A 25633-nucleotide genomic window follows, 5' to 3' on the forward strand; every position below is an offset into this window, starting at 1 on the left:
GTTCAGATGACTCCGGCGGGCGCAGACGAGCGGCCGGCCAGCCGCCGGCTCTCCGCCTCCATTTCGTTGCGGACTGCGAACAGCTTCAGATAGGTCGCGTAAGCAAACTCGTTGGCCGTGACCCAGCCTGGATCGGCCTTGTGGATCGTCTGCTCAGGCGCCATGGCGTCAAGCGCGGCGAACAGATCCGGATGAAGCCCTGCCGCGACGGAAGCAACCATGGCGGTTCCGAGCAACACCGGTTCAGGCGAATGCGAGATCACCAGATCAGCGGCGAGCGCATCGCGATAAAGCCGTACCATCAGAGGGTTCTTGGTATGCCCTCCCGAGAGACAGATGCGATCGATCGCATAGCCGTGCGTATTCAGGTGCTCGCGGATGTGCCGGCTCTGCAAAGCGAGCGCGCGGGCCGTTGCGTAATAGTGCTCGAGGAAAGAACGGCGGCTCGTCTCAAGTCCGATGCCGCTGATGAGCGCGCGCACAGTTCCATCGCCATATGGTGCACGATTGCCGAGCCAGTCGGGCACGATATGGCGCCGCGCGCCGAAAGCGGGTCCCTCGAGGTCGAGCAATCCGAGAATATCGCGCGCCGTTTGGGCGTGCAGCTCCGGTGAGGCGCCGCCGGGACTCGCAGGATGATGATTGAGGACAGCGTCCAGTGCTGCACCCGAGATGCTCATTTGAAGGGTCCCCAGATCCCGGAGATCTGTCGCTCGTCCTTCGCCCAGCACATGTAGCTGCTCGAGGTGCCGCCGATCAGAGCCAGCGTGCGGTTCATCTTGTCGCGAAAACCTCTGCCGACGACACCGAGCGCGCCGGCTTCCGCGTCGATCAGCCCGATCGCCACCGGTGCGCCAGGCGCGATGCCGAGCAATTTCGCGGCTGCGCTGGAAACCGTCCCATGCAGCTCGCCGACACGTCTCGGTGGCTCTGCAAGCTTTCCGAGCCGCGGCAGATCGGGCAGGTCGAGCGTTGCGAGCAGCTCGCGACGCCATGGTTCGGGGTCGCCGGGCAGATAGGGAAATTTGCAAGCAAGCCCGCAGACCGAAAGACGATCGACGCTCGTGACGCGGTGGGCGACCTCGTCCGAAAGATCCGATACCGCGGTCACGCGCGCCCAGGCCTGTGGCGTGTGACGCTTCACCCATAGGATCTTGGGCAGATACATTTCCGGCGAGACGGTGCCTCCGACGTAGTCGAGGTAGCGATCGCCGGATACACCGATTTCCTCGGCCTCGCGCTCGCCGCGGTGGTCCATCCAGCAGACGACGTCCGCGTCGCCCTCGAGCGGTCGGGCCCCATCTGCCCTGAAATAAGTGGAGGAGGTCGCGTCGATCGCGACGCCAGCGACCGCCGCAGCCGCACCCGGCGCTTCTGCGATCGCGGCTCGCGTTGCATGGCACACGGCAGCCCAGATATCGTCCATGCGATAGACGGCGTGGTTTTCCGCAGGTCGTAAGAGCTCGAAGGGATGACTGCGCGCCGCGACAAGCCTGCCCGACGTGTCGAACAGGCCTGCGCGGGCGGAAAGCGTTCCGACGTCGATGGCAAGAAGAAGGCTCATTGCAGCAGTGCCTCCGCCGCGGATTCGTCGGTGACAAGACGGCGTACGTAGCGCGCGTTGAGAATGCCGCGGATCACCTGCGCTTTGGGTAGCCCGCCCGAGGCCAGGATCGAGGTGGGATAAGCCTTCAGCTCGCGCGGATCGAGCGCCATCACGCGTGAATTGAGCGGGTGGTCCACCGGCCGGCCATATTCGTCGAGGAACGTTCCGAGCAGATCCCCCACCGCGCCCGCCTTGCGCAACTCGTCCAGGACCTCGCTGACGATATGCGTCGAGGCCAGCAGCGAACGGGGCGTCAGGTCGCCGCAGGAGACGAGTGCGATGTGGCCTTCGCGCGCCCTGCGCATGACCTCAGCGAGGCCGTAATGCGTCAGCAGGGTCGAGCGGCTCTCGACGGAGGGGAAATAGATCGGGGCTGCCACGTAATAGCATTCGGCACCGATCACGCGGGCGAACTCGGTCGCTACCTCGAATGTGTTGGTGCCGGCGCCGCGAGTCATTCCGCCCATCAGCGCCGTCACCCAGCTACGCGAGAATCGCCGCGGCTTCAGCGCGCGAGACGTGGCGCGCAGCGTGCGCCCCCAGCCGACGCCGAGACCGATGCCGTCCTCCAGCAGGGGATCGAGCATCGCACCGGCTGCCTCCCCGATGATCTGCTGCAGCGTATCGGGATCCGACAACGTCGGCACGACCGAAACGTCGTCCAGCGCGAAACGCGCCTTCAATTTTTCCTCCAGGGCTATGCAGTTGGCGAGCGGCAGCTTGATCTCAACGCTGACGAGCCCGTCCTGCCGCGCCTGCCCCAAGATCTTGTTGACCCTCAGTCGTGTCAGCCCGAGCCGGTCTGCGATCTCCTGCTGGGTCATCGCGCCAACATAGTAGTACCAGCAGGCGCGCGCCTGAATCTGCGCTTCGCTCAGATCCGTCGCGCCGGACTGCAATTTGGTGGTGTCATCGTTGGCTCCATCAACCACTGCCGCACCTCACGCAAATGCCGGCTTGAGCAGCGCGACGGAACGCTTCATGGCGTCAAGCACGGAAGCGTCGTCGCGCTCGAACGGATAGAATACTTCAAGGAAAGTAGGTGTTGCGGCAAGTCCATGCGCGCGTTGCAGCGCGGCCGTCGCGATCGGATCGACACGACCAGGTTCGGTGAAATCCCAGTGACGGTCATGCTGGAAATCGGTCTGTTGCACATGGACCACGCCGATCTCTGCGCCGAGCGCCGCGAACCAGTCGGCCATGCCGGCGCGATAGCGACCGTAGAGGGGCTCGAAGGTACCATGGCCCCAATCGACACAGAATTTCCAGGGAACCGTCGTGGTCCTGAGGTCCTCGGCCATCTTGAGCGCCTGGTCGACGGTCCAAGGCCATTCCCGACGCATCGGCGTCGGTTCGACATAGAGCTCGGCCATTCCTTCCCCCTTGGCGGCGTCGGCCAGCCGATGCATGCGCGCGATCAGGTCATCGTAATCGGCAGGCGACAGGTTCTCCGCTTCGCGTCCATCGCGACGCGAGGCAACCGCACCGAGCGGCCCGCCAACGCGCGGGATTCTGGCGCGTCCCGCGAAGCGGTAGGCGCGTCGCAGCCAAGCCTCGGCGACATCGCGGACGCGCGGATCCGGATGCAGGAGTTGATTGAACGTGTAATGGGCAAGACCAATGAAGGCGCTATGCACATTGATGCCGAAAGCGTCCGCATGCCTGCGGATGTCGTCGGCGAGCGGCTCGATCAGATCGTCAGGCCAGGTCGGATCGACGAGATCGAACGAGAGCTGTATGAGATCGAGCCCGAGATCCTCGCGGACCACCGGTGCCCACAGCGCGGGCGTGACCCAGCGCTTGACGCAGAATGACAGATTGACACCGAACGTCATGGGACCCGATCTCCCTCGCTACTTTGTCGCGCCCATCGTGAGGCCCCGCACCATGTGGCGGCTCACGAGCAGTGCGAAGACGGTCACGGGTAGAACGATCACCGTGCCCGTCGCCATGATCTTCCCCCAGGGCAGCTCGTAGCCGGACATGAAGTTGGTCGCCACCACGGGCGCCGTCTTGAGCCCCTGGCTCGTGATCAGGACGAGCGCATAAAGAAGTTCGTTCCACGAAAAGATGAAGGCGAAAATCGCGGAAACGGCCACGCCGGGAATACCGAGCGGCAGATAGATGCGCCAGAAAATGTCGAACTGCGAGGCGCCCTCCAGCCGGGCCGACTGCTCCAGATCGGGAGGAATCGAACGGAATTGATCGGTGCAGATCCAGACGACGATCGGCAGATTGAAGGTCAGGTAGATCAATATCAGCACAAGGTGTGTGTTGAGCAGGCCGACCTGCCTGGACAACAGGTAAACGGGCAGCGCGAGCACGATCGGGCTGATCATGCGGTTGGAGATGAACCAGAACCAGAGGTCCGCCTTACCGCGAAATTCGAAGCGCGCCAGCGCGTAGGCTGCCGGCGTGCCTAGGACGACGGACAAGGCTGTGGTCGAACCCGCGACGATCAGGGAGTTCAGGACCGCCGTTGTCACCTTCGTGTCGGCGAAAATGTCCATGTAGTTCGCAAGCGTGGGGTGGAAGAACCACACGGGGGGAGAGGCGAGCAGCTCGGTCTGGTCCTTCAGGCTGGACGTCACCATCCAATAGAAGGGAAACAGCGCGAGAGCGAGCACGATGAGCAGGCCGAGTGCGTGCAGCAGTGCGCCGATCCGTGTTGCTACCATCATTCGATCTCCCGATAGAAGATGCGTATATAAAGGCGGCTCAGCACGATGGTGAAGATCAGCAGCAGGATCGCCTGCGCGGACGCAAGCCCAAGATCGAACACCTTGAAGCCGACCCGCTGGACATAGATCGAGACGAGGTCGGTCGCGGCTCCCGGGCCGCCGCGCGTCATCACGAATACTGTGTCGAACAGCTTCAGGACGTCCGCCGAACGCAAGATCAAGACTGCCGTCAGGCCTGGCAACATGTAGGGAAGCTGGACGTGGCGCAGCAGCGCCCAGTGGCTCTTCGTCTCGAGCCGTGCGGCCTCCTCGATCTCAACCGGCACCATCGACAGACCCGCGAGGAAGATCAGTGCGACGAACGGTGTCCATTGCCACAGGTCCATGATGACGATGGCGACGAAGGCTCCGGTCGGGTTGCCGAGCCAGTCCGATGAGGAGATGCCGACCCAGCCCATGAACTGGTTGGCGACGCCGAAATCGCGATTGAAGATGAGACGGCCGATCAGACCGACAACCGCATATGTCGTCGCGAGCGGAACGACCAGCGAGACGCGCGTGAGCGCGCGCAGCAGGCCCCAGCCCGGCTTGTGCAGCATCAGTGCGATGAGGACGCCGAACAGGATCTGCAGGGGAACGACGCTGAGATAGAACTTCCCGGTCAGCAGGAGGCTGTCCCAGAAGCCCTGGTCGTGCAGTACGGCGAGGTAGTTGTCGAATCCGACGAATGGGAAGCCGTCCAGCTGGTCGGCGCGGCGCGTGATGTTGTAGCGCCTGAACGACGTCAGCACCGCGAATATGGTCGGGTAGATGCCGATCGCAAACAGCGCGAGCACTGCCGGCGCGAGGAAGAACAATGGCGTAAAGCGGCCATAGCCCGGATGATGACGTCGCGCACGATCGCGGGCCACGACAACGGCCGACTGCTCGGACAGGCTTTGCGGCGTTGACGTCAAGACGCTATTCCAGGTTGGTGTGGTTGGCGCGCATCGCCTCTGGGGTAATTCCAAGGCGATCTCGCAGCCTCAGGATCATCACCTCGAACAGAATGTACTGCGCGCCTTCGAAAAGCGAGCCCATGGGCAGAACCGACAGCGAGGGGCCGGTATCGTCGGCCATGGTCCGCGCCGGGATCGGCAGCACGATTTCGGCCACGCGCGGGCATTCCGCGTCCGGTTGCGCCGTGACGATCAGCGTCCGGGCACCGTCTCGGCGCGCAACGCCCATCAGGGCGGCTACGGTCGAGAAATCGCCTGGACCTGCCGATACGATCAGCAGATCGCCTGTCCCGAGCGGCGGGGTTGTCATGTCGCCCACCATCGCCGCCTGGCGGCCGAGATGGAATAGGCGCATGCAGAAACCCTTGATCTGGAGTCCCTCGCGGCCGACGCCGTAGAGCGCGATCCGTCGCGCGCAGGCGATCTCCTCGACAGCTCGCGCGACGGCGGATTCGTCGAGGCGCTCGAACACGCATGCGAGATCGTCGAGCGCTGCCTGATATAGCGTCGTCATGGCTGTCTCTGAAAAAGGGGACGTCCGCGTCACGCGGACGCCCAGGTTTGCAACGCAACGGCGAGCACAGAGGGAGTGCGCCCGCCGTCGGTTACCCTACTGTCGCAGGGCCTTCTTGCCGTCGTAGTATCCTTCCTTCTTGAGGATGTCTTCCATGCGTCCGCCGATCTGCTTGGCTCCCTCCTCAGTCGAGACCTCGCCGAGCATCATCTTCGAGCCGACTTCGGCGACGATTTCGGAGATCGCCGGCCAGGCCGGGAAGCGCGGGCGGAATTCCGGCACACCCTTCTGCCACGAGGCGACCATCGGCTCGACGAACTTGTACTTCGCCTTGATATCGGGCTGTTCGTAGATCGAGCTGCGGCCCGAGACGCCGCCGGCATCGACATAGGCCCGGGCGATGTCTTCCGACGTCGCCCACTGGATGAAGAGCCAGGACGCCTTCTGCAGCGCCGGGCTGGCCTGCGAGGCGACCGCGAGCGAGAAGCCGCCAAGTGCCGGCAACCGGCCGGCGGGGCCGGCGGGCTCCGGCGCGACGCCGAGGCAATCGCCGAGCTTCGAGGTCTTCGGGTCGGTCAGCGTACCGTAGAACGCGGACCATTCCGTGATCATCGCGACCTGGCCCTGGGCCACGGCGTTGACCGCCTCGTTGTGGTCGTAGGAGACGACCCCGGGCGGCATGTACTTCATGAGATCCTGACGAAACTTGAGGCCGGTCTGGCTCTCCTTCGACAGCAGATTCGAATGGAACGTCTTGTCGAGCAGCGAGCCGCCGAACGGCCACAGCACGCGCATGAAGCTGTCGGCCGACTGAGTCTCTCCACGCAAAGACTGCAGCGCGAATCCATATTGCTTCTTCTCGGGATTGGTGAGCTTCGGCGCGTAGGTCTTGTAGAGCTCCTCCCAGGTTGCCGGCGGCTTGTCGAAACCTGCGTCCTTCAGCATGCATTTATTGTAGAAGAGCAAGCCCGAGTAGTTGTCGAACGGCAAGCCATAGACTTGGCCTCCCCAGGAGCCGAAGGCGTCGAGCAGGAGCGGAAAGAAGCCCTTGAGGTTGAGACCGGGGTCGGTGATCGAGGCGTCGCTCGTGAACTTGTCGATCGGCACGATCCAGCCGTTTTCCGCGAACTCGCCCATCCACACGAGGTCGACGAGCGCCATCGTCAGATCGCCCTTCGAAGTGAAGTTGAGCACCTGCTTCTCGCGGCTGTTCTCGTAGGGAACGATCTCGTAATTGACCTTGATGCCGGTCTTCTTCTCGAATTCGGGTAGCAGCTTGATGATCGCGCGATAGCCGGGGCGATCGAGGAAGATCACATTGATCTGGCTACCCTTGTAGGGCTCGGCAGCTTTGTCCAGCGCCCATTCGGCTCGGGCAGGTGCGGGGCCGATGACGGCGCCTGCGGTGAGGGCGAGCACGCTGAGCGTCGCCAGAAACCATTTCTTCATGTCCAATTCCTCCCTTTTTGTCATTTTCGAAGGTGCGTTTCGCGGTCGGTTCAGGGTCCCCTCAGGTCGACGAGAACCTTGACGTAGCCGGGCGCGTTCTCGGCGAGGGCCGTGAATACGCCAGGCGCTTCCTCCAGCCCGACGCGATGGGTGACGATCGACCGCACGTCGATCTTGCCAGCTGCGAGGAATTTGATGGCCAGCGGATAGACGTCCCCCATCCGCCGGGCGAATTTAATCTTCAGGCCGCGGCGGCGGGCGTCCGCGGCGGGCAGGGTGTAGATGTCGCCGTCCGGAATGCCGACCAGCACGATGCGCCCGCCGATGCGGGCCGCAGCCACGGCGTCGCGAAAGCCGAACGGCGAGTTGGTCGCTTCCATCACAAGCGGGCAGCCGCCTTTGGAGAATTCGACGATGTCGGCAACGCTCTCGCCGACATGATCCGCGCCGATCTTCGCAGCCATGGCGCGACGATGGGCGAGCGGGTCGCAAGCGAGAACCTCTCCCGCGCCGGTCGCTTTCAACACCTGGATGATGAGCAGGCCAATCGGGCCACATCCCAGCACGGCAACACGCTCGAGCATGCGCTGCTTGGCAAGTCCGACGGCATGGATCGCGACGCCTAGCGGCTCGAGCATGACAGCGTCGAGTGCGTCAAAGGATTCGGGCAGGGCGACGAGCTGCGAGGTCGGCACCCAGATGCGCTGCGTCATCGCTCCGTCGAATGGTGGCGCGCCGATGAATTCGACATTGGGGCAGAGATTGGGGTGACCTTCGTGGCACCAATCGCAACGGCCGCAGGCCTTGTTCGGGTCGACGGCGACGAGTTGGCCGCGCTTGAAACCAAGCTCTTCGACGTCATCACAAAGATAGCCGCCGAATTCGTGTCCGGGGACGAACGGCTCCGCAATGACAGCCGCGCCGATACCTCCATCCTTGAAATAGTGGAGATCGCTGCCGCAGAAGCCGACCGAGGCGACATCCATCAATACCTCGCCTTCGCGTCCCTCGCGCAAATTGAATGGCGCAATCCGCGCATCGTTTGCGCCGTGGATGAATAGAGCTCGGCTCATCAAAATTTGCCCAGACTGGCTTCCCATTGCGCGCTTTCGTCGGTTCAATATCCATTACATACGTATCTACGAGCATGCAACAGATGAAAGATATAGAAAACATATGTATTGCGCTCGCAATCCTCCGGAGCCCCTGTCCAAACCGATAGGGCCGGCCGGAAGGGATAAGAATGTCAATGCCTTAGCGATCGCTACAGGCGTGGCCGCTTCGGGCTGTTTGTCGAGAGCGTCATCCCCCGGACGATCGAGCGCGACACGGGTCCGACGCTGCGGATGCAGAAGCCCTGATCAGATCGGGGAGCGAATGGAAAGACACGCGAACACAGGACCGACGTCTTCATTCTCGATGTGGAAGCAATCTCTTCACCGGGCGAAAGATGAGCGACGTGATCTTTCGTTGCGGGGAAGGCGCAAGGTGATTTGAAGATTGGCGACAAGCGAGAGATCGACAGAACCGCGCGGCACTTACGCGCCACTCAGCCGCGACGACAATGTCGTCGACAGCTTAGATATCTTGGAGAACCTGAAGGACTGCGAAAATCGCTCGTCGCCTCGAACCCGCGGCTACGCCCAATTCGCCGAGAATCGCCGCGCTCCATTTCGTAGATGGGGCCGGGCCGCAACACCATCTGCCCAATCAGAATTCTCGGAGACCGCCGCCGCTTCGGTGACCATGCCGTCAGTCAAGTCGGCTTGCGTCTCCGCGGTCGGGCTGAGCGATGCAGGCCGCGGACGTCCTGTTGCTGGAAAAGCTCGGCGCAAACGCCGCGCAACCATTGGCTTGCGGGATCATGATGGAAGCGGGCGTGCCAGTATTGTTTGACTGTAAAACTGGGGATTATTAGCGGGCACGCGAGCACGCGCAGCCCGTAGTAGTGTGCCAGGGTTTCGCCGATGTGGCGCGGCAGCGTGGCGATCAGGTCGGTGGTCCCGATGATCGCGGGCAGACCGAGAAAGCCCGGCAACTCCAGCGCGATGTCCGGCGCCATCCCCTGTTCCTGAGAGGCGTCAGCGAGCAGTTGATGCCCCGTGCCGGACCGAATGAGCACGTGAGCCTCACGCCTGAAATCTCTTAGTGTGATGCGGTTCTTGATGCGAGGATGATGAGCGTTCGCCAAACAGACCCAATCCTGCGGAAACAGGGCCTGTTGGAAATGGCCGGCATCAAGATCCGAGATGTAGCCGAGCGCAAGATCGCCTTCGCCGGACTGAAGCATGCGAGGAGTGTCCAAGCCGATCTGTGCCGCTTCGATCCGAATGCCCGGCGCGACACGGCGAACATGGGCGAGGATGGCTGGAAGCAGCGTAATATGGCTTGCGTCCGTCATGCAGATGCTGAAGCGCCGTTTGGCGGTGGCTGGATCGAAGTCCGTGCGCAGCTCTGCCAGCCGCCGCAGCATTTCCAGTGCCTGCCTCGCGGTGCCGATGAGCGCCTCGGCCCGAGGCGTCGGTAGCATTCCCTCGGGCGAACGAATGAACAGCGGATCGTCGAGTTCCTGCCGCAGGCGCGCAAGCCATATGGAAACCGTCGGCTGGCTTTGACCCAGTCTCTCGGCCGCCTTGGTGACGCTGCCGGTGGTGAACAGCGCGTCGAACAGCCGCAACAGGCGGGGGTCGAGCAGGTTGGTGTGAGGCAGGTCATGACGCGTCATTGTGATTCATAATAGTCAATATAAGTCCCATAGCATATCGAAATGTTCCGTCGGCTGATATCCGAGCTTCCAACGTCAAAGTTGCGCAGGGAGAAGCGTTCGTATGAGGATCTGCTTTGTCGGAGCGGGGGCTTTGGGCTCGACGATCGGCGGCACGCTGGCGCGGGGCGGGGCAGACGTCTGGCTGATCGACCCATTCCGTGCTCACGTCGAAGCGATCAATGCGCATGGCCTCCGCATGCTGGAGGGCGATGTCGAGAGCATTGCAAAGGTCACCGCGTGCACCTCCGCGGCAGAGGTCGATGGGGTGGCCGACCTCGTGATCGTGCTCGTCAAATCCTACCATACGCGCGACGCGATCCGCGCCGCCGCGCCGATCATCGGCCCGCAGACGGTCGTAATGTCGCTGCAGAACGGTCTTGGCCACGAGGAAATTCTATCGGAGGAAGTCGGCCGTGGCCGGGTGCTGGCAGGCAAGACTTATGTCGGTGGCGTGCTGCTGGGCCCTGGTCATGTTCGCTCTGGCGTCATCGGCAAGGAAACGATCATCGGCGAACTTGATGGGCGCTTGACGGAACGCGCACAGCGGATTTCCGAGACGTTCAATCATGCCGGCATTCTCACGCTGCTCAGCGACAACATCATGGGCACGATGTGGGACAAGTTGTTCATCAACGTCGCCGGAGGCGGAATCACCGCCGTGACCGGGCTGACTTACGGCGGTCTCTATTCGCTGCCGATCCTGGAGGATTGCGCGCTGGCCGCAATTTCGGAGGGTATCGCGGTCGCGCAAGCTGCCGGCGTGAAAATCTCGATTGCCGATCCGCGCCGTGCTTGGACGATGGCGTCCGCTGGACTGCCGCCCGAGTTCAAGACGTCGATGTTGCAGAGCTTGCAGTCCGGCAATCTGACCGAGGTCGATTACATCCACGGCTCCGTCGTGCGCTGGGGCGCGAAGCTCAACGTGCCGACCCCCGTCAATTCCACCCTCGTCGCGTTGGTCAAGGGGCTCGAATACGCCCGCAGCGATTATCCAGGAAAGGCCTGAGACGATGTCGCTACCGCGGGCCTATGTCGAACATGTTGCGATCCGCGTGCCGGACGTTGATCGTCACGTCGGCTTCTTTCGTGAGGTGCTTGGTCTCACTATCCGCGACGAGCAACCCGCCGACGGTGCCCGGCCGCGTCAGGTCTGGGTGCTCGGAAGCGTGCAGCTCATCGAAGACCCCAATTTCGTCGGGCCAGAGGGGCGTCTCGCCCATCTTGGCATCATGGTCGACGATTACGAAGGTGTGCTCGCCCGTGCTGCCGGCTGGGGCGCCAAAGCACTGCCCGCCGGGCCGAACTGGCTCGAGCTGCCGGGCGGGCTCAACGTCGAAATCTTGCAAGCCAGTGCGGGTGCCGTGGAAGCGGCGCTGGCGATCAATCCACGGGCCTAAGGAACACGCGACATGACCGATGAGCGCTACTGGGACGATGCCAGGGTCGGTGACGAATGTGTCACTCCCTCAGTGACGGTTACCGAAACAATGGTGAATGCCTACGCCGAGCTAACGGGCGATTTCACGCCGGTGCATGTCGACGAGGAATACGCCAAGACTACACCATTCGGAACGCGCGTCGCGCACGGGCTGTTTGGTCTGTCGCTGGCCGATGGTTTGAAGACCCGTGCCGACTACCGATTCCTTCCCGGAATGTCGCTGGGCTGGACATGGGATTTCAAACTGCCGATCAAGCTCGGCGACACCGTGCACGTCAAGTTCCGCGTCGGCTCGATGCGCGCCACCAAGCGTGATGGGTGGGGCATCGTGGTGCTCCCCTCCGAGTTGATCAATCAGCGCGGGGAGGTGGTGCAACTCGGTGAGCATCGGCTGATGATCCCGATGCGCCCGAAGACCAGCGCCGCAGGAGAGCAGGCATGACCGCGCAAGAGCTGCCGCTCCGGGATCTGCCGCTCAAGGGCATTCGTGTTATCGACTACAGCCATTTCCTGGCGGGCCCGTTCATGGGCCGCTGCCTCGCCGCGATGGGCGCTGAGGTCATCAAGGTGGAGCGTCCGAAGCAGGGCGATGCGGGCCGCGCCCATGGCTATTTCAAGGACGGTCAATCCGGTTACTTCCTGCAGCAGAACATGGGCAAGCAGGGATTGTGCATCGACCTGCGTGATACGCGTGGCCTCGACATGATGATGAAGCTGGTCGACACGGCCGACGTCTTCATCGAGAACTACCGCCCCGGCGCACTCGAGCGCCTCGGACTCGGTTACAAGGCGCTCTCGGCGCGAAATCCCGGGCTGATCTACTGTTCGGTCTCCGCCTACGGTCACACCGGTCCCTATGCCGACCGTCCCGGCTTCGGCCTGATCGCCGAGGCGATGTCGGGCGCTCTGGCCCAACTTGGTAATCCTGGCGAAGCGCCGCCGCTGCTGCGGATGCCATTGGCCGACATGTACACCGGCATCCACGGCGTGGCTGCGATCAATGCCGCGCTGGTCGGCCGCGCGTCGTCCGGGCGCGGTCAACACATCGATCTGGCGCTATACGACTGCATGGTCTCGATGCACGACTATGCCGTTCAGCGCTACTTCCTCTCCGGCGGCACCGACCTGCCGAAGCAGACCGGCAGTGGCCAGCCGGATTCGACCGTCTACGGAGTCTTCCCCGCCCAGGACGGCAATCTCGTCATTGCCGCGCAAGTCGATGATGCCTGGAAAAGATTGGCAATGCTGATCGGTGGCCCCGCGTTGTCATCCGATGAACGCTTCGCCACGCCTGCTGCGCGCAACGCTCACTATGCCGAAGCGATGGAGATCGTGCGCAACTGGACGCTCTCGCAACCCTCTCGTGACGCCTGTCTTGCGGCTCTCGACAAAGCAGGCGTGCCGTCCGCTCCCGTGAAGACCATCGAAGAGGTCGTAAAGGATCCGCAGATTAAGGCGCGCGGAATGCTAGTCGAGCAGGAGCATCCGGTGCTTGGCAAGGTGACGCTGCCGAACCTGCCGTTCCGCTTCTCCGACTGCGACACCACGGTGCGCACGCCGGCGCCGCTGCTCGGCCAGGACAATCGCCGCATTGCTGTGTCGCTGGGGCTCTCGGCTGAGCTCGTTGAGACAATGGTGCGCGACGGTGTCCTCTACAACGAAGCCGCGGTACAGGAGTGAGCGATGAGCGACCGTTATGCGGTGATCGGCAATCCAATCGGCTTCAGCAAATCACCCCTCATCCACGGCACTTTCGCCAAAATGACGGGACAGGATCTTGTCTATGAGGCGATCGAGGGACCCCTCAATGGCTTCAGCGAACGGGTTGATCAATTCCGGAGAGAGGGCGCCAAGGGACTGAACATCACGGCCCCGTTCAAGCTCGATGCTTTCGCTTACGCAAACGAGCTTTCAGAGAGCGCCGACCGAGCTGGCGCTGCAAACTGCCTGAAGTTCGACGGCGATCGGATCATTGCCGAGAATTTCGACGGGATCGGCCTTGTGCGTGACATCACGGTCAATCTCGGCGTCAAGATGGCCGGCCGCCGCGTCCTGATGCTCGGAGCTGGAGGAGCGGCTCGTGGCGCGCTGCTGCCGTTTCTCCGCCAGGAGCCGTCCGAGTTGGTTCTCGTCAATCGTATCTTATCGAAGGCTGTGGCATTGGCCGAAGAGTTTGCCGGTTGCGGTCCCCTGATCGTCAGCGGCTATGCTGAACTGGCCGATCTTGCTGAAGGCTATGACGTCGTGGTCAACGCGACATCGGCCAGCCTGCGGGGTGAGATGCCGCCGCTTCCAGGCAATGTCTTCCGCGGCGCCGAGTTGGCGTACGAACTCGCCTATGGCAAGGGGCTCACTCCCTTTCTGCAAGCGGCCCGCGTCGAAGGCGTAGCCAAGCTGACGGACGGCGTCGGCATGCTGGTGGAGCAGGCGGCGGAAGCTTTTGCCTGGTGGCGCGGCGTTCGACCGAGCACGGCCCAGGTCATTGCCGAACTGACCGTTCCCTTGAGCTGACGCGATGCCGAGCATGCATCCGAAGTCCAGCTTTCTCGTCGGCCTGATCGGCAGCGGCATCGCTGCGTCCCGCACCCCGCCATGCATGAAGCGGCAGCTGATGCGGCGGGCATCCGATATCTCTACAAGAAGATCGACCTGACTGAGTTGAAACTTGGTGCCGAAGCGCTGCCGGACTTGCTCACGGCGGCAAGGCGGATGGGCTTTGACGGGCTGAACGTGACCCATCCCTGCAAGCAGGCGATCCTTCCACTCCTGGACGAGCTTTCGCCTGACGCGGAGGCGCTTGGTGCCGTGAACACCGTGGTGATCAGGAACGGTCGAACGACCGGCCACAACACTGACTGGTTCGGCTTCGCCGAGAACTTTCGTCGCAATATGCAGGGTGCCTCGCTCGGCCAAGTCGTCCAATTCGGTGCAGGCGGCGCAGGATCGGCGGTCGCTTTCGCACTCATGAAGCTCGGCGTGCAGGAATTGACCATTATCGACGTGGACGTAGCCAAGGCGCAGAGTGTGGTCGACGGCTTGTCCCCCCGATTTGTAGAAGGGCGCTTGAGGGTGGGCCAGGATGTCGCGGCCGCCGTTGCTGGCGCAGACGGAATTGTCAACGCGACGCCGATCGGCATGGACAAATATCCTGGGACGCCGCTGCCGACGGCTCTGCTGCGTCCCGATCTGTGGGTCGCCGAGATCGTCTACTTCCCGCTGGAAACCGCGCTGCTGCGCGCGGCGCGTGCCCTCGGCTGCCGCACCGTCGATGGCGGAGGCATGGCGATCTTCCAGGGCACCGAAGCATTTCGCCTGTTCACGGGCATCTCACCTGATCCGGACGTCTTCTTCGCCACCTTTGCATCCCTGGGAGGGTGACATCAGGCCGATGGGCGAGCGGCACGCACAACGCCCGAGAGGAAACGCAAGATGGGCTATACGCTCGATTTCTCGGTGGTTTGGCATGCGATGCCCGCGCTGCTGTGGGGGTGCGTGGGTACGTTGGGCCTGGCTCTGGCCGGAATGACGCTCGCGATGGTGATCGGTGTCGCCGGCGTCGCGGCACGCGATTCGAAGGCGGCCTGGTTGCGTGCTCTCGTGATCGGCTTCGTCGAGATCGTCCGCAATACGCCTTTCCTGGTGCAGATTTTCTTTCTGTTCTTCGCCCTGCCGCTCATCGGGTTGAAGCTCAATCCGACAGCCACGGCCATCATCGCGCTCGGCGTCAATGGCGGCGCCTACGCCATCGAGATCATCCGCGGCGGCGTCCAGTCTATTCATAAGGGACAGGTGGAGGCCGGCTACGCGCTCGGCCTGCACAAAGGACAGGTATTCCGCTTCATCGTGCTCAAGCCCGCGCTTCGCGCGATCTACCCCTCGCTGACAGGCCAGTTCATCATGCTGACGCTGACCTCATCGATCTGCTCGGCGGTATCGGCCTACGAATTGACGTCGGTTGCGCAGCGTATCGAAAGCGACACATTCCGTAGTTTCGAGGTCTATTTCTCCGTCACTTTCCTCTATCTCGCGATCTCCTGGCTGTTGATGCTGGGCTTCGCGGTCGTCTCTCACCGCTTCTTCTCATATCCGACACGCTGAGGGAGCGATCATGACACCGCATTTTGGTCTTGCCGAGTTCGGCTTTCTGCTGCGTGGGCTGCAATGGACGGTGCTGCTCACGCTGGTCGCATTCGCAGGCGGCTGCACGGCGGGGCTCGCCGTCGCGCTGCTCCGCACCTGTGGTCATAAGGGCGTGGAATGGATCACTCGTATTTACATCGGGATATTCCAGGGCACGCCGCTGCTGCTGCAGCTTTTCGTCGTGTACTACGGATTGGCGTTAACCGGGCTCAAGCTCGACGCCTTCGTCGCGGTGGCGATCGGCTTCACCGTGAATGCCTCCGCCTTCCTGGGTGAGATCTGGCGCGGCGCAATCCAGGCCGTGCCGCGCGGGCAGACCGAGGCGGCGATGGCGCTTGGACTGCACTATTCCTCCCGCATGCGCGACATCGTGCTGCCACAGGCAATCCGCATCTCGCTTCCCGCGACCATCGGCTATCTCGTGCAGCTCATCAAGGGCACGTCGCTCGCCGCCATCGTCGGTTTCATCGAACTCGCCCGCGCCGGTCAAATCGTTTCGAACCAGACCTTCCAGCCGTTGCTCGTCTTCGGCGTGGTCGGCGCGATGTATTTCATCCTCTGCTGGCCACTCTCGTGGTGGGGCAGCCGGATGGAGGCCAGGCTCGCTCTGGCCAGTCAAAGGTAGGAGCGGCGCACCTACTCAATCACAAACAGCCATCACCAGGAGGAGATACTCATGTTGTTTTCACCCAACCGTCGCCAGCTCGGGGTTGCACTGCTAGCATTGGCGGCTATCGCCGTCGCAGGAAAATCGCAGGCCGGCACTCTGGAAGACGTGAAGAAGAAGGGCGTCGTCGTCATCGGTATTCAGGGCGACAATCCTCCTTGGGGCTATGTCGATAGCTCGGGAAAGCAGGACGGCATCGATGCCGATATGGGGCGCGCCTTCGCTGACTATCTCGGCGTGAAGGCCGAGTTCGTCCCGCTGGCGGTGGCCAATCGTATTCCGGCGCTGACCACAGGTCGCGTGGACATTCTGTTCGCGACCATGGCCATGCTTCCCGAGCGTGCAAAGGCGGTGCAGTATTCCAAGCCGTATGTCGCCAACGAGATCACGCTTGTTGCTGCCCAGGCGACGGCGATCAACAGCAATGCCGACATGGGCAAGTTCGTTATCGGCGTTCCGAGGTCGTCCACGCAGGACACCCAGGTCACCAATAGCGCTCCCGCGGGCACGGAAATCCGCAGATTTGATGATGATGCGGCCACGATCCAGGCGCTGCTCTCGGGGCAGGTGCAGGCTGTCGGCGCAAACAGCTTCTATCCGCAGCGCCTGAACGCCGCAAAGCCCGAACTTGGGTTCGAGCCCAAGCTTCACTTCACCGCGCTGTATAACGGGGCCTGCACCCGCCTCGGCGACAAGGAGTGGAACGAGACTGCCAACAAGTTCATCGACCAGATCAAGTCGAACGGCAAGTTGGCCAGCTTCTACGCCAAATGGATGAAGGCGCCCGTGCCGATCTTCCCGGAGGCGGTTCCCGGCGTTCCCTTCACAGTTCAATAGCCACCTGCGAGCGGCCGACGCACGATCCGCGTTGGCCGCCGTCCGATAGCGGAGCCGAAGCCATGCAGGACAATATCCTGATCGAAATGAAGGGCGTGCAGAAGTGGTACGGCGGGTACCAGGCCCTCCGTGACGTCAATCTCAATGTGCGCAAGGGCGAGAAGATCGTGCTCTGCGGTCCGTCCGGGTCGGGCAAATCGACGCTGATCCGCTGTATCAACCGTCTCGAGGCGATCCAGCAGGGCAGCATCGTGGTGAACGGTCATCGGCTTGACGACAGCATCAAGGCGATCGATGTCGTACGTCAGGACGTCGGCATGGTCTTTCAGAGCTTCAATCTCTTTCCGCATATGACGGTCTTGCAGAACTGCATGCTGGCGCCCATCCGCGCGCGCCGCATCGCCAAGACCGAGGCGGAGGCGATTGCGCGAAAATACCTCGAGCGCGTGCGCATCGGTGACCAGGCCGAGAAATATCCGGCTCAGCTTTCGGGCGGTCAGCAACAGCGCGTCGCGATCGCCCGTGCGCTCTGCATGCAGCCCAAGGTCATGCTGTTCGACGAACCGACCTCAGCTCTCGATCCTGAGATGGTCAAGGAGGTGCTCGACACGATGATCGGCCTCGCCAACGACGGCATGACCATGATTTGCGTCACCCACGAGATGGGTTTTGCCCGCCAGGTTGCCGACCGGGTCATCTTCATGGCTGAAGGGCAGATCATCGAAGAAGGCGCGCCCGACGCTTTCTTCCGCAATCCCCAACACGCCCGCACCAGGCAGTTCCTCGGCGAGATCCTCGCCCATCATTGAACGGAGTTCTTCCATGAGTCGCCTTGTCTACGTCCTCAATGGACCAAATCTCAATTTGCTCGGCAAGCGCCAGCCCCACATCTACGGTCACGAGACGCTTGCGGACGTGGAGCGAGACTGCCGGGCGCTGGCCAAGGAGCTTGGCCTGGAGATTCGCTTTCATCAATCCAACAGGGAATATGAGCTGATCGACTGGATCCACGAGGCGCGTGAGACGGCAGCCGGTATCGTGATGAACCCCGCGGCGTTCACCCATACGTCGGTCGCCATCCTGGATGCTCTGAACACGTTCGAGGGGACAGTGATCGAGGTGCATATTTCCAACGTGCACAAGCGCGAGGAATTCCGCCACCACTCGTTTGTCTCCAAACGAGCTGATGGGGTCATCGCAGGCTTCGGCACCCAGGGTTATCTGCTCGGCTTGCGTCGTGTAGCCAAGCTGCTTGATGAGAAGAAGGAATAGCATCGTATGAGTTCACCAGTCCGCCTGTCGGTGATGGGAGCGGGTCTCATCGGCAAGCGACATATCGAGCACATTCTCGCGCGACCGGAGGCGATGCTGTCGTCGATCGTCGATCCGATGCCGGCGGCTAGAGATTTGGCGGCGTCGCTGAAGGTGGACTGGTTTCCGTCCTTTCAGGACATGCTCTCCGGAAATCGGCCAGAAGGGGTGGTTGTCGCCACCCCCAATCAGATGCATGTGGCCAACGGCATGGATTGTATCGCAGCTCACATCCCGGCGCTCATCGAGAAGCCGTTAGCGGATGATGTTGCCGCAGCACAGGCCCTGGTCGAAGCTGCCGAGCGCGCGGGCGTCCCGCTGCTCACCGGCCATCATCGCCGTCACAATCCGATGATCCAACGCGCCAAGGTGGAGGTCGACAGCGGCCGGCTCGGCCAGATCGTGTCGGTGCATGGCATGTTCTGGCTGATCAAGCCGGACGAGTATTTCGACGTGGCCTGGCGCCGCGAAAAAGGAGCGGGGCCTGTTTTCCTGAATCTCATCCACGATGTCGACCTGCTGCGGTACCTGTGTGGGGATATCGTCGCGGTGCAAGCCGCTCAATCCAATCGGCTGCGTGGAAATGCGGTCGAAGAGACCGCGGTAATTATCCTGCACTTCGCCTCGGGTGCGTTGGGAACTGTCAATGTCTCCGACACCATTCAGTCGCCTTGGAGCTGGGAATTCACTGCAGGTGAAAACCCAGCGTACAGTCATACGCAGGAGCCGTGTTACCAGATCGGCGGCACGAGGGCATCGCTGGCTGTTCCACAACTCGATCTGTGGCATCACCCAAGCAAGGCCAGCTGGTGGGCGCCGATTGAGCGTGAGCGGCTGAGCTACGAGACAGCAGACCCGCTCGGCCTGCAAATAGCCAATTTCTGCGGCGTCATCCGCGGTACGACCGAGCCTGTAGTGACCGGGCGTGAAGGGCTGAAAACCCTTCGCGTGATCGATGCGATCAAACGCGCGGCGGAAACCGGAGATCTCGTGTCGGTTTGATACCGGGAAGCACAGGCATCAATGTCGGGGTATCGAGGTCATAGCGTCAAGAACGACGACATTTGGCGGACTATCAAGGCGCCACTAATAGTAAGTACACGAAGCACTATGATCGTGCGACGAATGCCCACTTTCAGTCGGATAAGCCCAGCGGTGCGACCAGTAAGTCATTGATTGTTCTCACCCCGGGGCTGTCTCTTAAACTCAGCGGGTCCCAGGTTCGAGCCCTGGTGCGCCCACCAAAGGAAAAATCTTCTTTTCCAGGACCTTCGCGGGATAACGGCCAAGAACAAAAAGGGGATCGTGCGACGTTTCTCTGATTGGATGTCGCACGGCTGGATTTTCGCGCGACTTTTCCTTTGTTTCCGCATCTTCTCCTTGCTTATGTATCTTCAACCCATTCGATACAGCGCCTAGATTTGATGGTACAGTGCGAGTACTTGCTCGTCGTAGAACAGGATATTAGGGCGAACAAAACGGACAATCTGTTCTGCGCGGCGCCGCAAGGTATGCCTACTGCAGAGCCAGAACCGGATTGTCTGGGACGGGCTTCGATTCGCTCCCCCGCTACGCCGGGCCACGATTTTGTAAGCAAAACGACGATTCTTCTACGCTCTCGTTGCTGGTAACGCCCAGGTGCGAGGCGGCGATATACCTTGGCGGGCGCGCGGCCAAGCCTTACTTGCCGGCTACATTGCCGCAGTTTGAGGTGCGCGCTGAGGACGCGGGCGCCGCCAGCAGTGATCGTGACAGGGAACTCTTTAGCGGGAAATTCGATCGAGACGTAGCCGGTGGCGATGATCGGTCAGCAGGTGTGCGCCACCCAGGACAGCGGCCAGCGTTCCGAGCCCGGTCCCGCCGGCAATCAGGAACATGATCAGCAATTGATATTTTACCGCATCGACCGGCTCGACACCCGCGAGAATCTGGCCAGTCATCATCCCCGGCAAGGAAACAAGACCGATCGCCGCCATGCTGTTCATGATCGGCATGAAGCCGCTTCTCAACGCATCCCGTATGACTGGTAGCAGGGCCTGATACCGGGTGCCGCCGAGCGCAAGACAAGCTTCTATGGCGGCTCGTTCGCGCACCAGACTATTTGTCAGCACGTCCAAGCCGAGACTTATGCCGGTCATGGTGTTGCCCAGGATCATGCCCAACAAAGGCAGCGCATAGCGCGGATGATACCAGGGATCCGGGCGTAGCTCCGTCAGGAGCGCGAACATCGTGACGGTACCGGCGGCGAGCAGCGTGCAACCGGCGCCCAAGCCGTAGCTCCAAATGCCAGGTAGGCGTCGCTTCTGCCGCGCGACGATTTCGCGCGAGGCGAACAGAACCATGATGGAGGCGGCGAGCGCGGTCCAGAGTGGCGACACCGCGGCAAACAGGAACGTCAGCACGTATCCCACTAGCACGAGTTGAAGCACCATCCGCACTGTTGCGATGGCCAGTTGTTTTTCGAGCTTGAGGCGGAGAACAAGCGAGAGAACGCCGTCCATGACGACGAGGAGCGCGGGCAGGGCCAGGTCACCGTACGAAAGCTGGATGTAGGTCACGGCCGATTTTCCTCGATGCCACCATCGGGGCCCATCGCGAATATCCTTGACCCGACGCGGCGGGCTTGAGCGTTGTCGTGGGTGCTCCAGATGACGCTGGTTCCATTCGAAATGCGTTCGGCGATCAAGGATTCCACTGCAGCAGCGGATGCAGAGTCGAGCGCCGAGGTTGGCTCGTCGAGCAGAAGCACCCGCGATCGCAGCATGAGCGCCCGCACCAGCCCCAATCGCTGTCTCTCGCCGGTCGAAAGTCTTTGGATCAGCCAAGGTCCGCAGTCGTCCGGCAGTCCCAAACGTTTGACTAGCGGCAGGGCATCATCCCAGCCGCTAAAGTGATCTTGCACGGTGTCCGACCACCAGCCAGGCTCGGCTGCGAGATAGGTCACTCGTTTTCGCCAGGCGGGGGCGGGCATCGCCTCTCTGAGCGTTCCGTCCAGCTTGACCGTGCCTTCGTTGGGATCGAGATCCGCGATGGAGCGGAGCAGCAAGGTCTTTCCTGCTCCGGAAGGCCCTTGCAGGGCGACGCATTCACCGTCCTGCAAGTCGAACGACACGGAGATGTGCAGGCGCTTGAGCCCGCGGACCGTCAGCATGCGTCAAAGCTTAAGCTGCAGCCGGTCGGCAACCCGCCTGGCGATCTCCGTCGGCGCCTCGTTCGGGTAGGGATGCACCGAGCTGACATTGATCTCGCCGAGCACGTAGCTGTCGCTCCCATCGGCCTGGACGGGGCCGAGCATGAAGTCGGCGTCCCAGATCGCGGGGAGGTCATCTCGCGCGATGTCCAGCAGCGAGGTTAACTGTGGCGTCCACTCGTCCTCCATCAACCGACGCAGCCGCTGGAAGCGGGGGTCTGCGTTCGACGTGTAGAGCCGCGGTCCGGCTTCGGAACGCGCGGCCGGCGAGTCGACCAGGGCTTTGACTTTGTGATGGCCGAAGCCGGCGCAGCGATCGCCTGCCATGTAGCAGCGGACCACGCCCTCGCTCAGGCGAGGCTGGAACGCTTGGTCGATCACGCTGCCGTTCTCGAAATACTCCGCGCAGCGACGGAGAAATTCATCCAGCGTCAGTTCCTCGGGCGCGTCCTTGGTCGCGTCCAGCACTTTTATCATGGGAGAGGTCGGCAGCTTCTCGACCTTCCAGACGCCTTGGCCGCCGTTGCCCCGGTTGCGCTTGATCACGCGCGGGCCGGTGGCGAGCCGCGCCGGCAACTCGGCGCGCATGGCCGCGGCGGTTTGATAGAGCGCCGTGTCTGATCCCCAGCCCATCGAGCGGGTACGATAGAGGACCTCCTTGGTGCCCATCTTGAGGATGACATCGGGATGGGCGCTGACCCACACGCCCCGCGCGGCGACGTCGCGCAGCAGGGCGTCGAGACCGGCGCGGTTTCGGCCGTCTTGAATCGGGTTGACCCAGACGAGTACGCCGTCCACTGCGAGCAGTTGTTCGCGGACGGCGTCGGCGAAGCTTTCGTCGTAGATTGCGGGGCGCCCATCGACGCCGACGGCGGCGAGCGCCTCGAAGACGTCGACGAAGCGGCCGTTTTTCGAGGTCGCGTCTCGACGCGCGACGGCGTCTCCTCGCGAGAGGATGGCGACGGTACGTCGGGGAGAGGGTTGTTTTTCGGTATCCATGCGCAAGCTCCACGTGTTGCGTGCTGCGCAGAACTTGGACCGAAGTCTCGCCGGGAGTCTGCTTGATCCCGCTCGGGCAGTCTACGTGAGGTCGCGCGGCCCCATCAAGTGGTCATTCTCCGGATGCAAAGTCAGGTGCAGCGCCGAGATCAATTTCGTTCCATTCGATAGCCAAAAATCTTCGTGACGTCGGTCCAGAATTGCTTGGAATCCTTCAGCACACGCGGGTTGACAGCCCCGCCATCTGGGCTTTTATTCGCGCCACGGGGAAATGCGATCTCCCCGCGAGGCGTCATGCCCAAGAATCGCGTCCTGATCACCAAGGGCGCAGCATGTCAGCATCGTACACCTCCATTTCACCGGACAAACTGTTTCGATTGATAGGCACGGCGGCCGCGCCGACGCTCATCGATGTACGCATCGACGAGGACTTCTCTGCTGATCCGCGCCTGATTCCCGCCGCGGTGCGGCGCTCGCAACTCGACGTTCAGGACTGGGCCTCTCGCCTGACGGGCCAGTCCGTTGTCGTGGTCTGTCACAAGGGCAAGAAGCTCAGCGAAGGCACCGCGGCCTGGCTCCGCTGCGGCAAGGTCTCGGCCGAGATTCTCGAAGGTGGCCGTCTCGGCTGGAAGCAAGCAAACCATCCGACGGTCCCAGCCAACAAGATCCCGAAGCGCGACGGGCGTGGTCGCACGGTATGGGTCACGCGAGCGCGTCCCAAGATCGATCGCATCGCCTGCCCATGGCTAATCCGCCGTTTCGTCGATCCCACTGCCCAATTCCTGTTCGTCGCGCCGGCCGAGGTCGAAGCCGTGGCCGAGCGCTTCGAGGCCACGCCGTTCGATGTCGAGAACGTGTTCTGGAGCCACCGCGGTGAACTCTGCACCTTCGACGTGCTGGTCAAGGAGTTCTGCCTGTCGTCGCCCCCGCTAGAACGGCTCGCGACGATGGTCCGCGCCGCCGACACGGGGCGGCTTGATCTGTCTCCAGAGGCACCGGGCCTGCTCGCAGCCTCGCTCGGCCTGTCGCGCATGTTCGATGACGACCTTGAGCAGTTGAACGCGGGTTTCCTGCTCTACGACTCGTTCTACCGATGGTGTCGCGACGCGACCAAGGAGACGCACAACTGGCCGACCAACAAGGCCAAAGCCTGACCGGGCTGACTTTACGGCAGGCAAGGCTACGAACGACCTGGGGCAGGGACAAAACCAGGAGAACCAACATGCGAACACGGACAGTCCTTCAGGCAACCATCTTGCTCGCGATAGCGAGCGTTTGGTCACCCGCCCACGCCCTGACCCAGGAGGAGCTCGTCGCAAAGATCCAGGCGGCCGGCTACTCGCAGGTGAGGGACATCAAGTCGACGGCAGAAGGCACGACCGCCAAGGCGATGAAGAACGGCAAGGAAGTCCGGCTCGTCGTCGACAGCAGCGGCCAGATCAAAGAGCGAAACTGAGTTCGAGGAGCAGTATGATGAAACGGACAATTCACGCGCTGATTGCGCTCGGCGCATGTATCCTGGCACCTGCTTTCGGCTCTTTCGTTTCGCCGGCGCGTGCGCAGAGCGTCGACTGGCAGAAGGTCGACGAGACGCTGGGGCGGAAGGCTGCCGTCTCGGACGACGTCCACCGCTACGGCTTTCCCCGGACCGATCTGCCCGTGACGCTGGATGGGGTCACGATCAAGCCGGCGCTGGCGCTCGGTGGCTGGGTCGCGTTCAAGCCAGGGCACGGCGGCGCTATGGTCATGGGCGACCTTGTGCTGCTCGAGACCGAGATCAATCCCGTGATGGCGAAGATGATCGCGAGCGGTCTCGAAATCACCGCCGTGCACAATCATCTGCTGCGCGCGAGCCCGGCGACCTTCTACATGCACGTCGCCGGCAACGGCGATCCCGTCAAGCTGGCCTCGGCGATCCACGACGCGCTCGCCGAAAGCAAGACCCCGCTGACGGCCGCAGCACCGTCCAGCCCGCCGCCGGCCGTCGATCTCGACACGGCGAAGCTCGACCAGATCATCGGCGTGAAGGGACAGGCCAACGGCGGCGTCTATCAGTTCAACGTCAAGCGGCGAGACCCGATCATGCAGGACGGCATGCCGTTGACCCCCGTCGGCCCGATGGGCGTCGCGATCGGTATCAATTTCCAGCCGACCGGCGGCGGGAAGGCGGCCATCACGGGTGACTTCGTGCTGACGGGCGACGAGGTGAACCCGGTCATCCTGGCCCTGCGGACGCACGGCATCGAGGTCACGGCGCTTCACAGCCATATGCTGGATGAGCAGCCGCGGCTCTTCTTCATGCATTTCTGGGCGAACGACGACGCCGTCAAGCTGGCCGAGGGCTTGCGTGCGGCGCTCGACAAGACGGCAAGCACGAAAAGCTGACGCAAAGGGAAGACCGAGCGATGCGAGCGTTCATGATGATGTTCATGGTTGCAGCCGGCGTGCTGGCGAGCATAAACGTCGCGATCGGCCAGACCAGTTGCAAGGTCTGCGCCGATCAGCAGAAGGCCTGCATGAAGAACTATGCGGGGCCGACCTGCAAGTCCGAGTACCAGATGTGCATGAAGTCCTGCAAAAAATGACGCGCCGCGCTGGACGTGTTGGGATAAGGCGGGTGCTGCTCGGACTTGCGGTGTTGGCTGGCGGTCTGACGTCCGACCGCGTGGCCGCCGCAGATGCACGCAAGCTCTCAGGCTTGCAGATCAAAGCTAGGCTTGCGGGCATGCAGCTCACAGATGAAGTGCACTATCGCTTCGTCTACGAGCGTGACGGTACGCTGAGGAGTTATGCGATGGGCACGAAGAAGATCGGGAAATGGTCCATCGAAAAGGATGAGCTATGCCTTTGGCTCGGCGAGCATGACGATGGTTGCTACGCAGTGACGGCGAGGGGCGAGCGGCTGGAATTGGTACCATCAGGAATCGGGGGCGCGCTCGACGGATCGTCCAGCCCGCAGAACACAATTAAAGGGGCACGACGGCGAACCGGCCGGCGGGTTTGCCTCGCCGCCTGCGGCGGATAGCTTCCGCGGCA

Annotated in this window: 29 protein-coding genes and 1 pseudogene; 17 read left to right on the forward strand and 13 right to left on the reverse strand. The window is 62.3% G+C overall.

Going from position 1 to position 25633, the window contains the following annotated elements:
* Positions 1-2: 2 nt before the first annotated feature.
* The 10 genes from QA642_RS12280 to QA642_RS12325 all read right to left on the reverse strand — a co-directional run bounded on the left by QA642_RS12280 (position 3) and on the right by QA642_RS12325 (position 9973).
* Complete coding sequence (locus tag QA642_RS12280; RefSeq protein WP_283084899.1) at positions 3-680, reverse strand: FGGY-family carbohydrate kinase; 678 nt, start codon at positions 678-680, stop codon at positions 3-5.
* A complete protein-coding gene (locus QA642_RS12285) occupies positions 677-1564 on the reverse strand; it encodes an FGGY family carbohydrate kinase (protein ID WP_283084900.1) in 888 nt (295 codons plus the stop codon). Before QA642_RS12285 ends, QA642_RS12280 begins: the two co-directional genes overlap by 4 nt.
* The gene (locus QA642_RS12290; RefSeq protein ID WP_283084901.1) at positions 1561-2538 is read right to left on the reverse strand and encodes a sugar-binding transcriptional regulator; all 978 of its coding nucleotides are present in this window, start codon (positions 2536-2538) and stop codon (positions 1561-1563) included. The genes QA642_RS12285 and QA642_RS12290 overlap by 4 nt, the downstream gene beginning before the upstream one ends.
* A gap of 9 nt (positions 2539-2547) precedes the next feature.
* The gene (locus tag QA642_RS12295; RefSeq protein ID WP_283084902.1) at positions 2548-3441 is read right to left on the reverse strand and encodes a TIM barrel protein; all 894 of its coding nucleotides are present in this window, start codon (positions 3439-3441) and stop codon (positions 2548-2550) included.
* Between the two features lie 18 nt (positions 3442-3459).
* A complete protein-coding gene (locus QA642_RS12300) occupies positions 3460-4287 on the reverse strand; it encodes a carbohydrate ABC transporter permease (protein WP_283084903.1) in 828 nt (275 codons plus the stop codon).
* On the reverse strand, positions 4284-5243 hold the full coding sequence (locus QA642_RS12305; RefSeq protein ID WP_283084904.1) for a sugar ABC transporter permease: 960 nt from the start codon (positions 5241-5243) through the stop codon (positions 4284-4286). The genes QA642_RS12300 and QA642_RS12305 overlap by 4 nt, the downstream gene beginning before the upstream one ends.
* 4 nt (positions 5244-5247) lie before the next feature.
* A complete protein-coding gene (locus QA642_RS12310; RefSeq protein ID WP_283084905.1) occupies positions 5248-5799 on the reverse strand; it encodes an SIS domain-containing protein in 552 nt (183 codons plus the stop codon).
* Between the two features lie 96 nt (positions 5800-5895).
* Positions 5896-7248 (reverse strand): sugar ABC transporter substrate-binding protein, encoded by a 1353-nt coding sequence (locus tag QA642_RS12315; RefSeq protein ID WP_283084906.1) that lies wholly within the window; start codon positions 7246-7248, stop codon positions 5896-5898.
* Between the two features lie 50 nt (positions 7249-7298).
* Positions 7299-8321: an alcohol dehydrogenase catalytic domain-containing protein gene (locus QA642_RS12320; RefSeq protein WP_283084907.1), complete on the reverse strand. Its 1023-nt coding sequence runs from the start codon at positions 8319-8321 to the stop codon at positions 7299-7301.
* 683 nt (positions 8322-9004) lie between these two features.
* Positions 9005-9973 (reverse strand): LysR family transcriptional regulator, encoded by a 969-nt coding sequence (locus tag QA642_RS12325; protein ID WP_283084908.1) that lies wholly within the window; start codon positions 9971-9973, stop codon positions 9005-9007.
* Between the two features lie 103 nt (positions 9974-10076).
* Between QA642_RS12325 and QA642_RS12330 the strand changes: the two genes are divergently transcribed.
* The 12 genes and pseudogenes from QA642_RS12330 (at position 10077) to QA642_RS12385 (ending at position 19410) form a co-directional block, all read left to right on the forward strand.
* Positions 10077-11021: a ketopantoate reductase family protein gene (locus QA642_RS12330; RefSeq protein ID WP_283084909.1), complete on the forward strand. Its 945-nt coding sequence runs from the start codon at positions 10077-10079 to the stop codon at positions 11019-11021.
* A gap of 4 nt (positions 11022-11025) precedes the next feature.
* The gene (locus QA642_RS12335) at positions 11026-11412 is read left to right on the forward strand and encodes a VOC family protein (protein ID WP_283084910.1); all 387 of its coding nucleotides are present in this window, start codon (positions 11026-11028) and stop codon (positions 11410-11412) included.
* A 12-nt stretch (positions 11413-11424) separates the two neighbouring features.
* Complete coding sequence (locus QA642_RS12340; RefSeq protein WP_283084911.1) at positions 11425-11895, forward strand: MaoC/PaaZ C-terminal domain-containing protein; 471 nt, start codon at positions 11425-11427, stop codon at positions 11893-11895.
* Positions 11892-13133: a CoA transferase gene (locus tag QA642_RS12345; protein ID WP_283084912.1), complete on the forward strand. Its 1242-nt coding sequence runs from the start codon at positions 11892-11894 to the stop codon at positions 13131-13133. The genes QA642_RS12340 and QA642_RS12345 overlap by 4 nt, the downstream gene beginning before the upstream one ends.
* 3 nt (positions 13134-13136) lie before the next feature.
* Positions 13137-13964, forward strand: a complete 828-nt coding sequence (gene aroE / locus QA642_RS12350; protein WP_283084913.1) for a shikimate dehydrogenase — start codon at positions 13137-13139, stop codon at positions 13962-13964.
* Positions 13965-13968: 4 nt separating this feature from the next.
* Positions 13969-14831, forward strand: a pseudogene (locus tag QA642_RS12355) (shikimate dehydrogenase).
* Positions 14832-14882: 51 nt separating this feature from the next.
* Positions 14883-15551 (forward strand): amino acid ABC transporter permease, encoded by a 669-nt coding sequence (locus tag QA642_RS12360; RefSeq protein ID WP_283084914.1) that lies wholly within the window; start codon positions 14883-14885, stop codon positions 15549-15551.
* A gap of 10 nt (positions 15552-15561) precedes the next feature.
* A complete protein-coding gene (locus tag QA642_RS12365) occupies positions 15562-16218 on the forward strand; it encodes an amino acid ABC transporter permease (RefSeq protein ID WP_135178268.1) in 657 nt (218 codons plus the stop codon).
* 51 nt (positions 16219-16269) lie between these two features.
* Positions 16270-17097: a transporter substrate-binding domain-containing protein gene (locus tag QA642_RS12370; RefSeq protein WP_283084915.1), complete on the forward strand. Its 828-nt coding sequence runs from the start codon at positions 16270-16272 to the stop codon at positions 17095-17097.
* Between the two features lie 62 nt (positions 17098-17159).
* Positions 17160-17906: an amino acid ABC transporter ATP-binding protein gene (locus tag QA642_RS12375; protein WP_283084916.1), complete on the forward strand. Its 747-nt coding sequence runs from the start codon at positions 17160-17162 to the stop codon at positions 17904-17906.
* Between the two features lie 13 nt (positions 17907-17919).
* The gene (gene aroQ, locus QA642_RS12380; RefSeq protein ID WP_283084917.1) at positions 17920-18369 is read left to right on the forward strand and encodes a type II 3-dehydroquinate dehydratase; all 450 of its coding nucleotides are present in this window, start codon (positions 17920-17922) and stop codon (positions 18367-18369) included.
* A 6-nt stretch (positions 18370-18375) separates the two neighbouring features.
* Positions 18376-19410, forward strand: coding sequence for a Gfo/Idh/MocA family oxidoreductase (locus tag QA642_RS12385; RefSeq protein ID WP_283084918.1), 1035 nt, complete (start codon positions 18376-18378; stop codon positions 19408-19410).
* A gap of 761 nt (positions 19411-20171) precedes the next feature.
* Here the strand turns inward: QA642_RS12385 and fetB are convergent.
* The 3 genes from fetB to QA642_RS12400 are packed head-to-tail and all read right to left on the reverse strand — an operon-like array spanning position 20172 to position 22597.
* Entirely contained in the window at positions 20172-20966 is a 795-nt protein-coding gene (gene fetB / locus QA642_RS12390; RefSeq protein ID WP_283084919.1) for an iron export ABC transporter permease subunit FetB, read from the reverse strand.
* Positions 20963-21559, reverse strand: coding sequence for an ATP-binding cassette domain-containing protein (locus tag QA642_RS12395; RefSeq protein ID WP_283084920.1), 597 nt, complete (start codon positions 21557-21559; stop codon positions 20963-20965). The genes fetB and QA642_RS12395 overlap by 4 nt, the downstream gene beginning before the upstream one ends.
* A gap of 3 nt (positions 21560-21562) precedes the next feature.
* Positions 21563-22597, reverse strand: coding sequence for a Cj0069 family protein (locus QA642_RS12400; RefSeq protein ID WP_283084921.1), 1035 nt, complete (start codon positions 22595-22597; stop codon positions 21563-21565).
* 332 nt (positions 22598-22929) lie between these two features.
* Here QA642_RS12400 and QA642_RS12405 point away from each other — a divergent pair, with 332 nt between their 5' ends.
* The 5 genes from QA642_RS12405 to QA642_RS12425 all read left to right on the forward strand — a co-directional run bounded on the left by QA642_RS12405 (position 22930) and on the right by QA642_RS12425 (position 25622).
* Positions 22930-23751, forward strand: a complete 822-nt coding sequence (locus tag QA642_RS12405) for a sulfurtransferase/chromate resistance protein (protein ID WP_283086864.1) — start codon at positions 22930-22932, stop codon at positions 23749-23751.
* 68 nt (positions 23752-23819) lie between these two features.
* Positions 23820-24053: a PepSY domain-containing protein gene (locus QA642_RS12410; RefSeq protein ID WP_283084922.1), complete on the forward strand. Its 234-nt coding sequence runs from the start codon at positions 23820-23822 to the stop codon at positions 24051-24053.
* 17 nt (positions 24054-24070) lie between these two features.
* A complete protein-coding gene (locus QA642_RS12415; protein WP_283084923.1) occupies positions 24071-24982 on the forward strand; it encodes a DUF1259 domain-containing protein in 912 nt (303 codons plus the stop codon).
* 32 nt (positions 24983-25014) lie between these two features.
* Entirely contained in the window at positions 25015-25182 is a 168-nt protein-coding gene (locus QA642_RS12420) for a hypothetical protein (RefSeq protein ID WP_283084924.1), read from the forward strand.
* 32 nt (positions 25183-25214) lie between these two features.
* Positions 25215-25622, forward strand: coding sequence for a hypothetical protein (locus tag QA642_RS12425; RefSeq protein WP_283084925.1), 408 nt, complete (start codon positions 25215-25217; stop codon positions 25620-25622).
* The last annotated feature ends 11 nt before the right edge of the window (positions 25623-25633 follow it).

It is taken from the genome of Bradyrhizobium sp. CB2312 (assembly GCF_029714425.1).
In the GTDB taxonomy this organism is placed as follows: Bacteria; Pseudomonadota; Alphaproteobacteria; order Rhizobiales; family Xanthobacteraceae; genus Bradyrhizobium.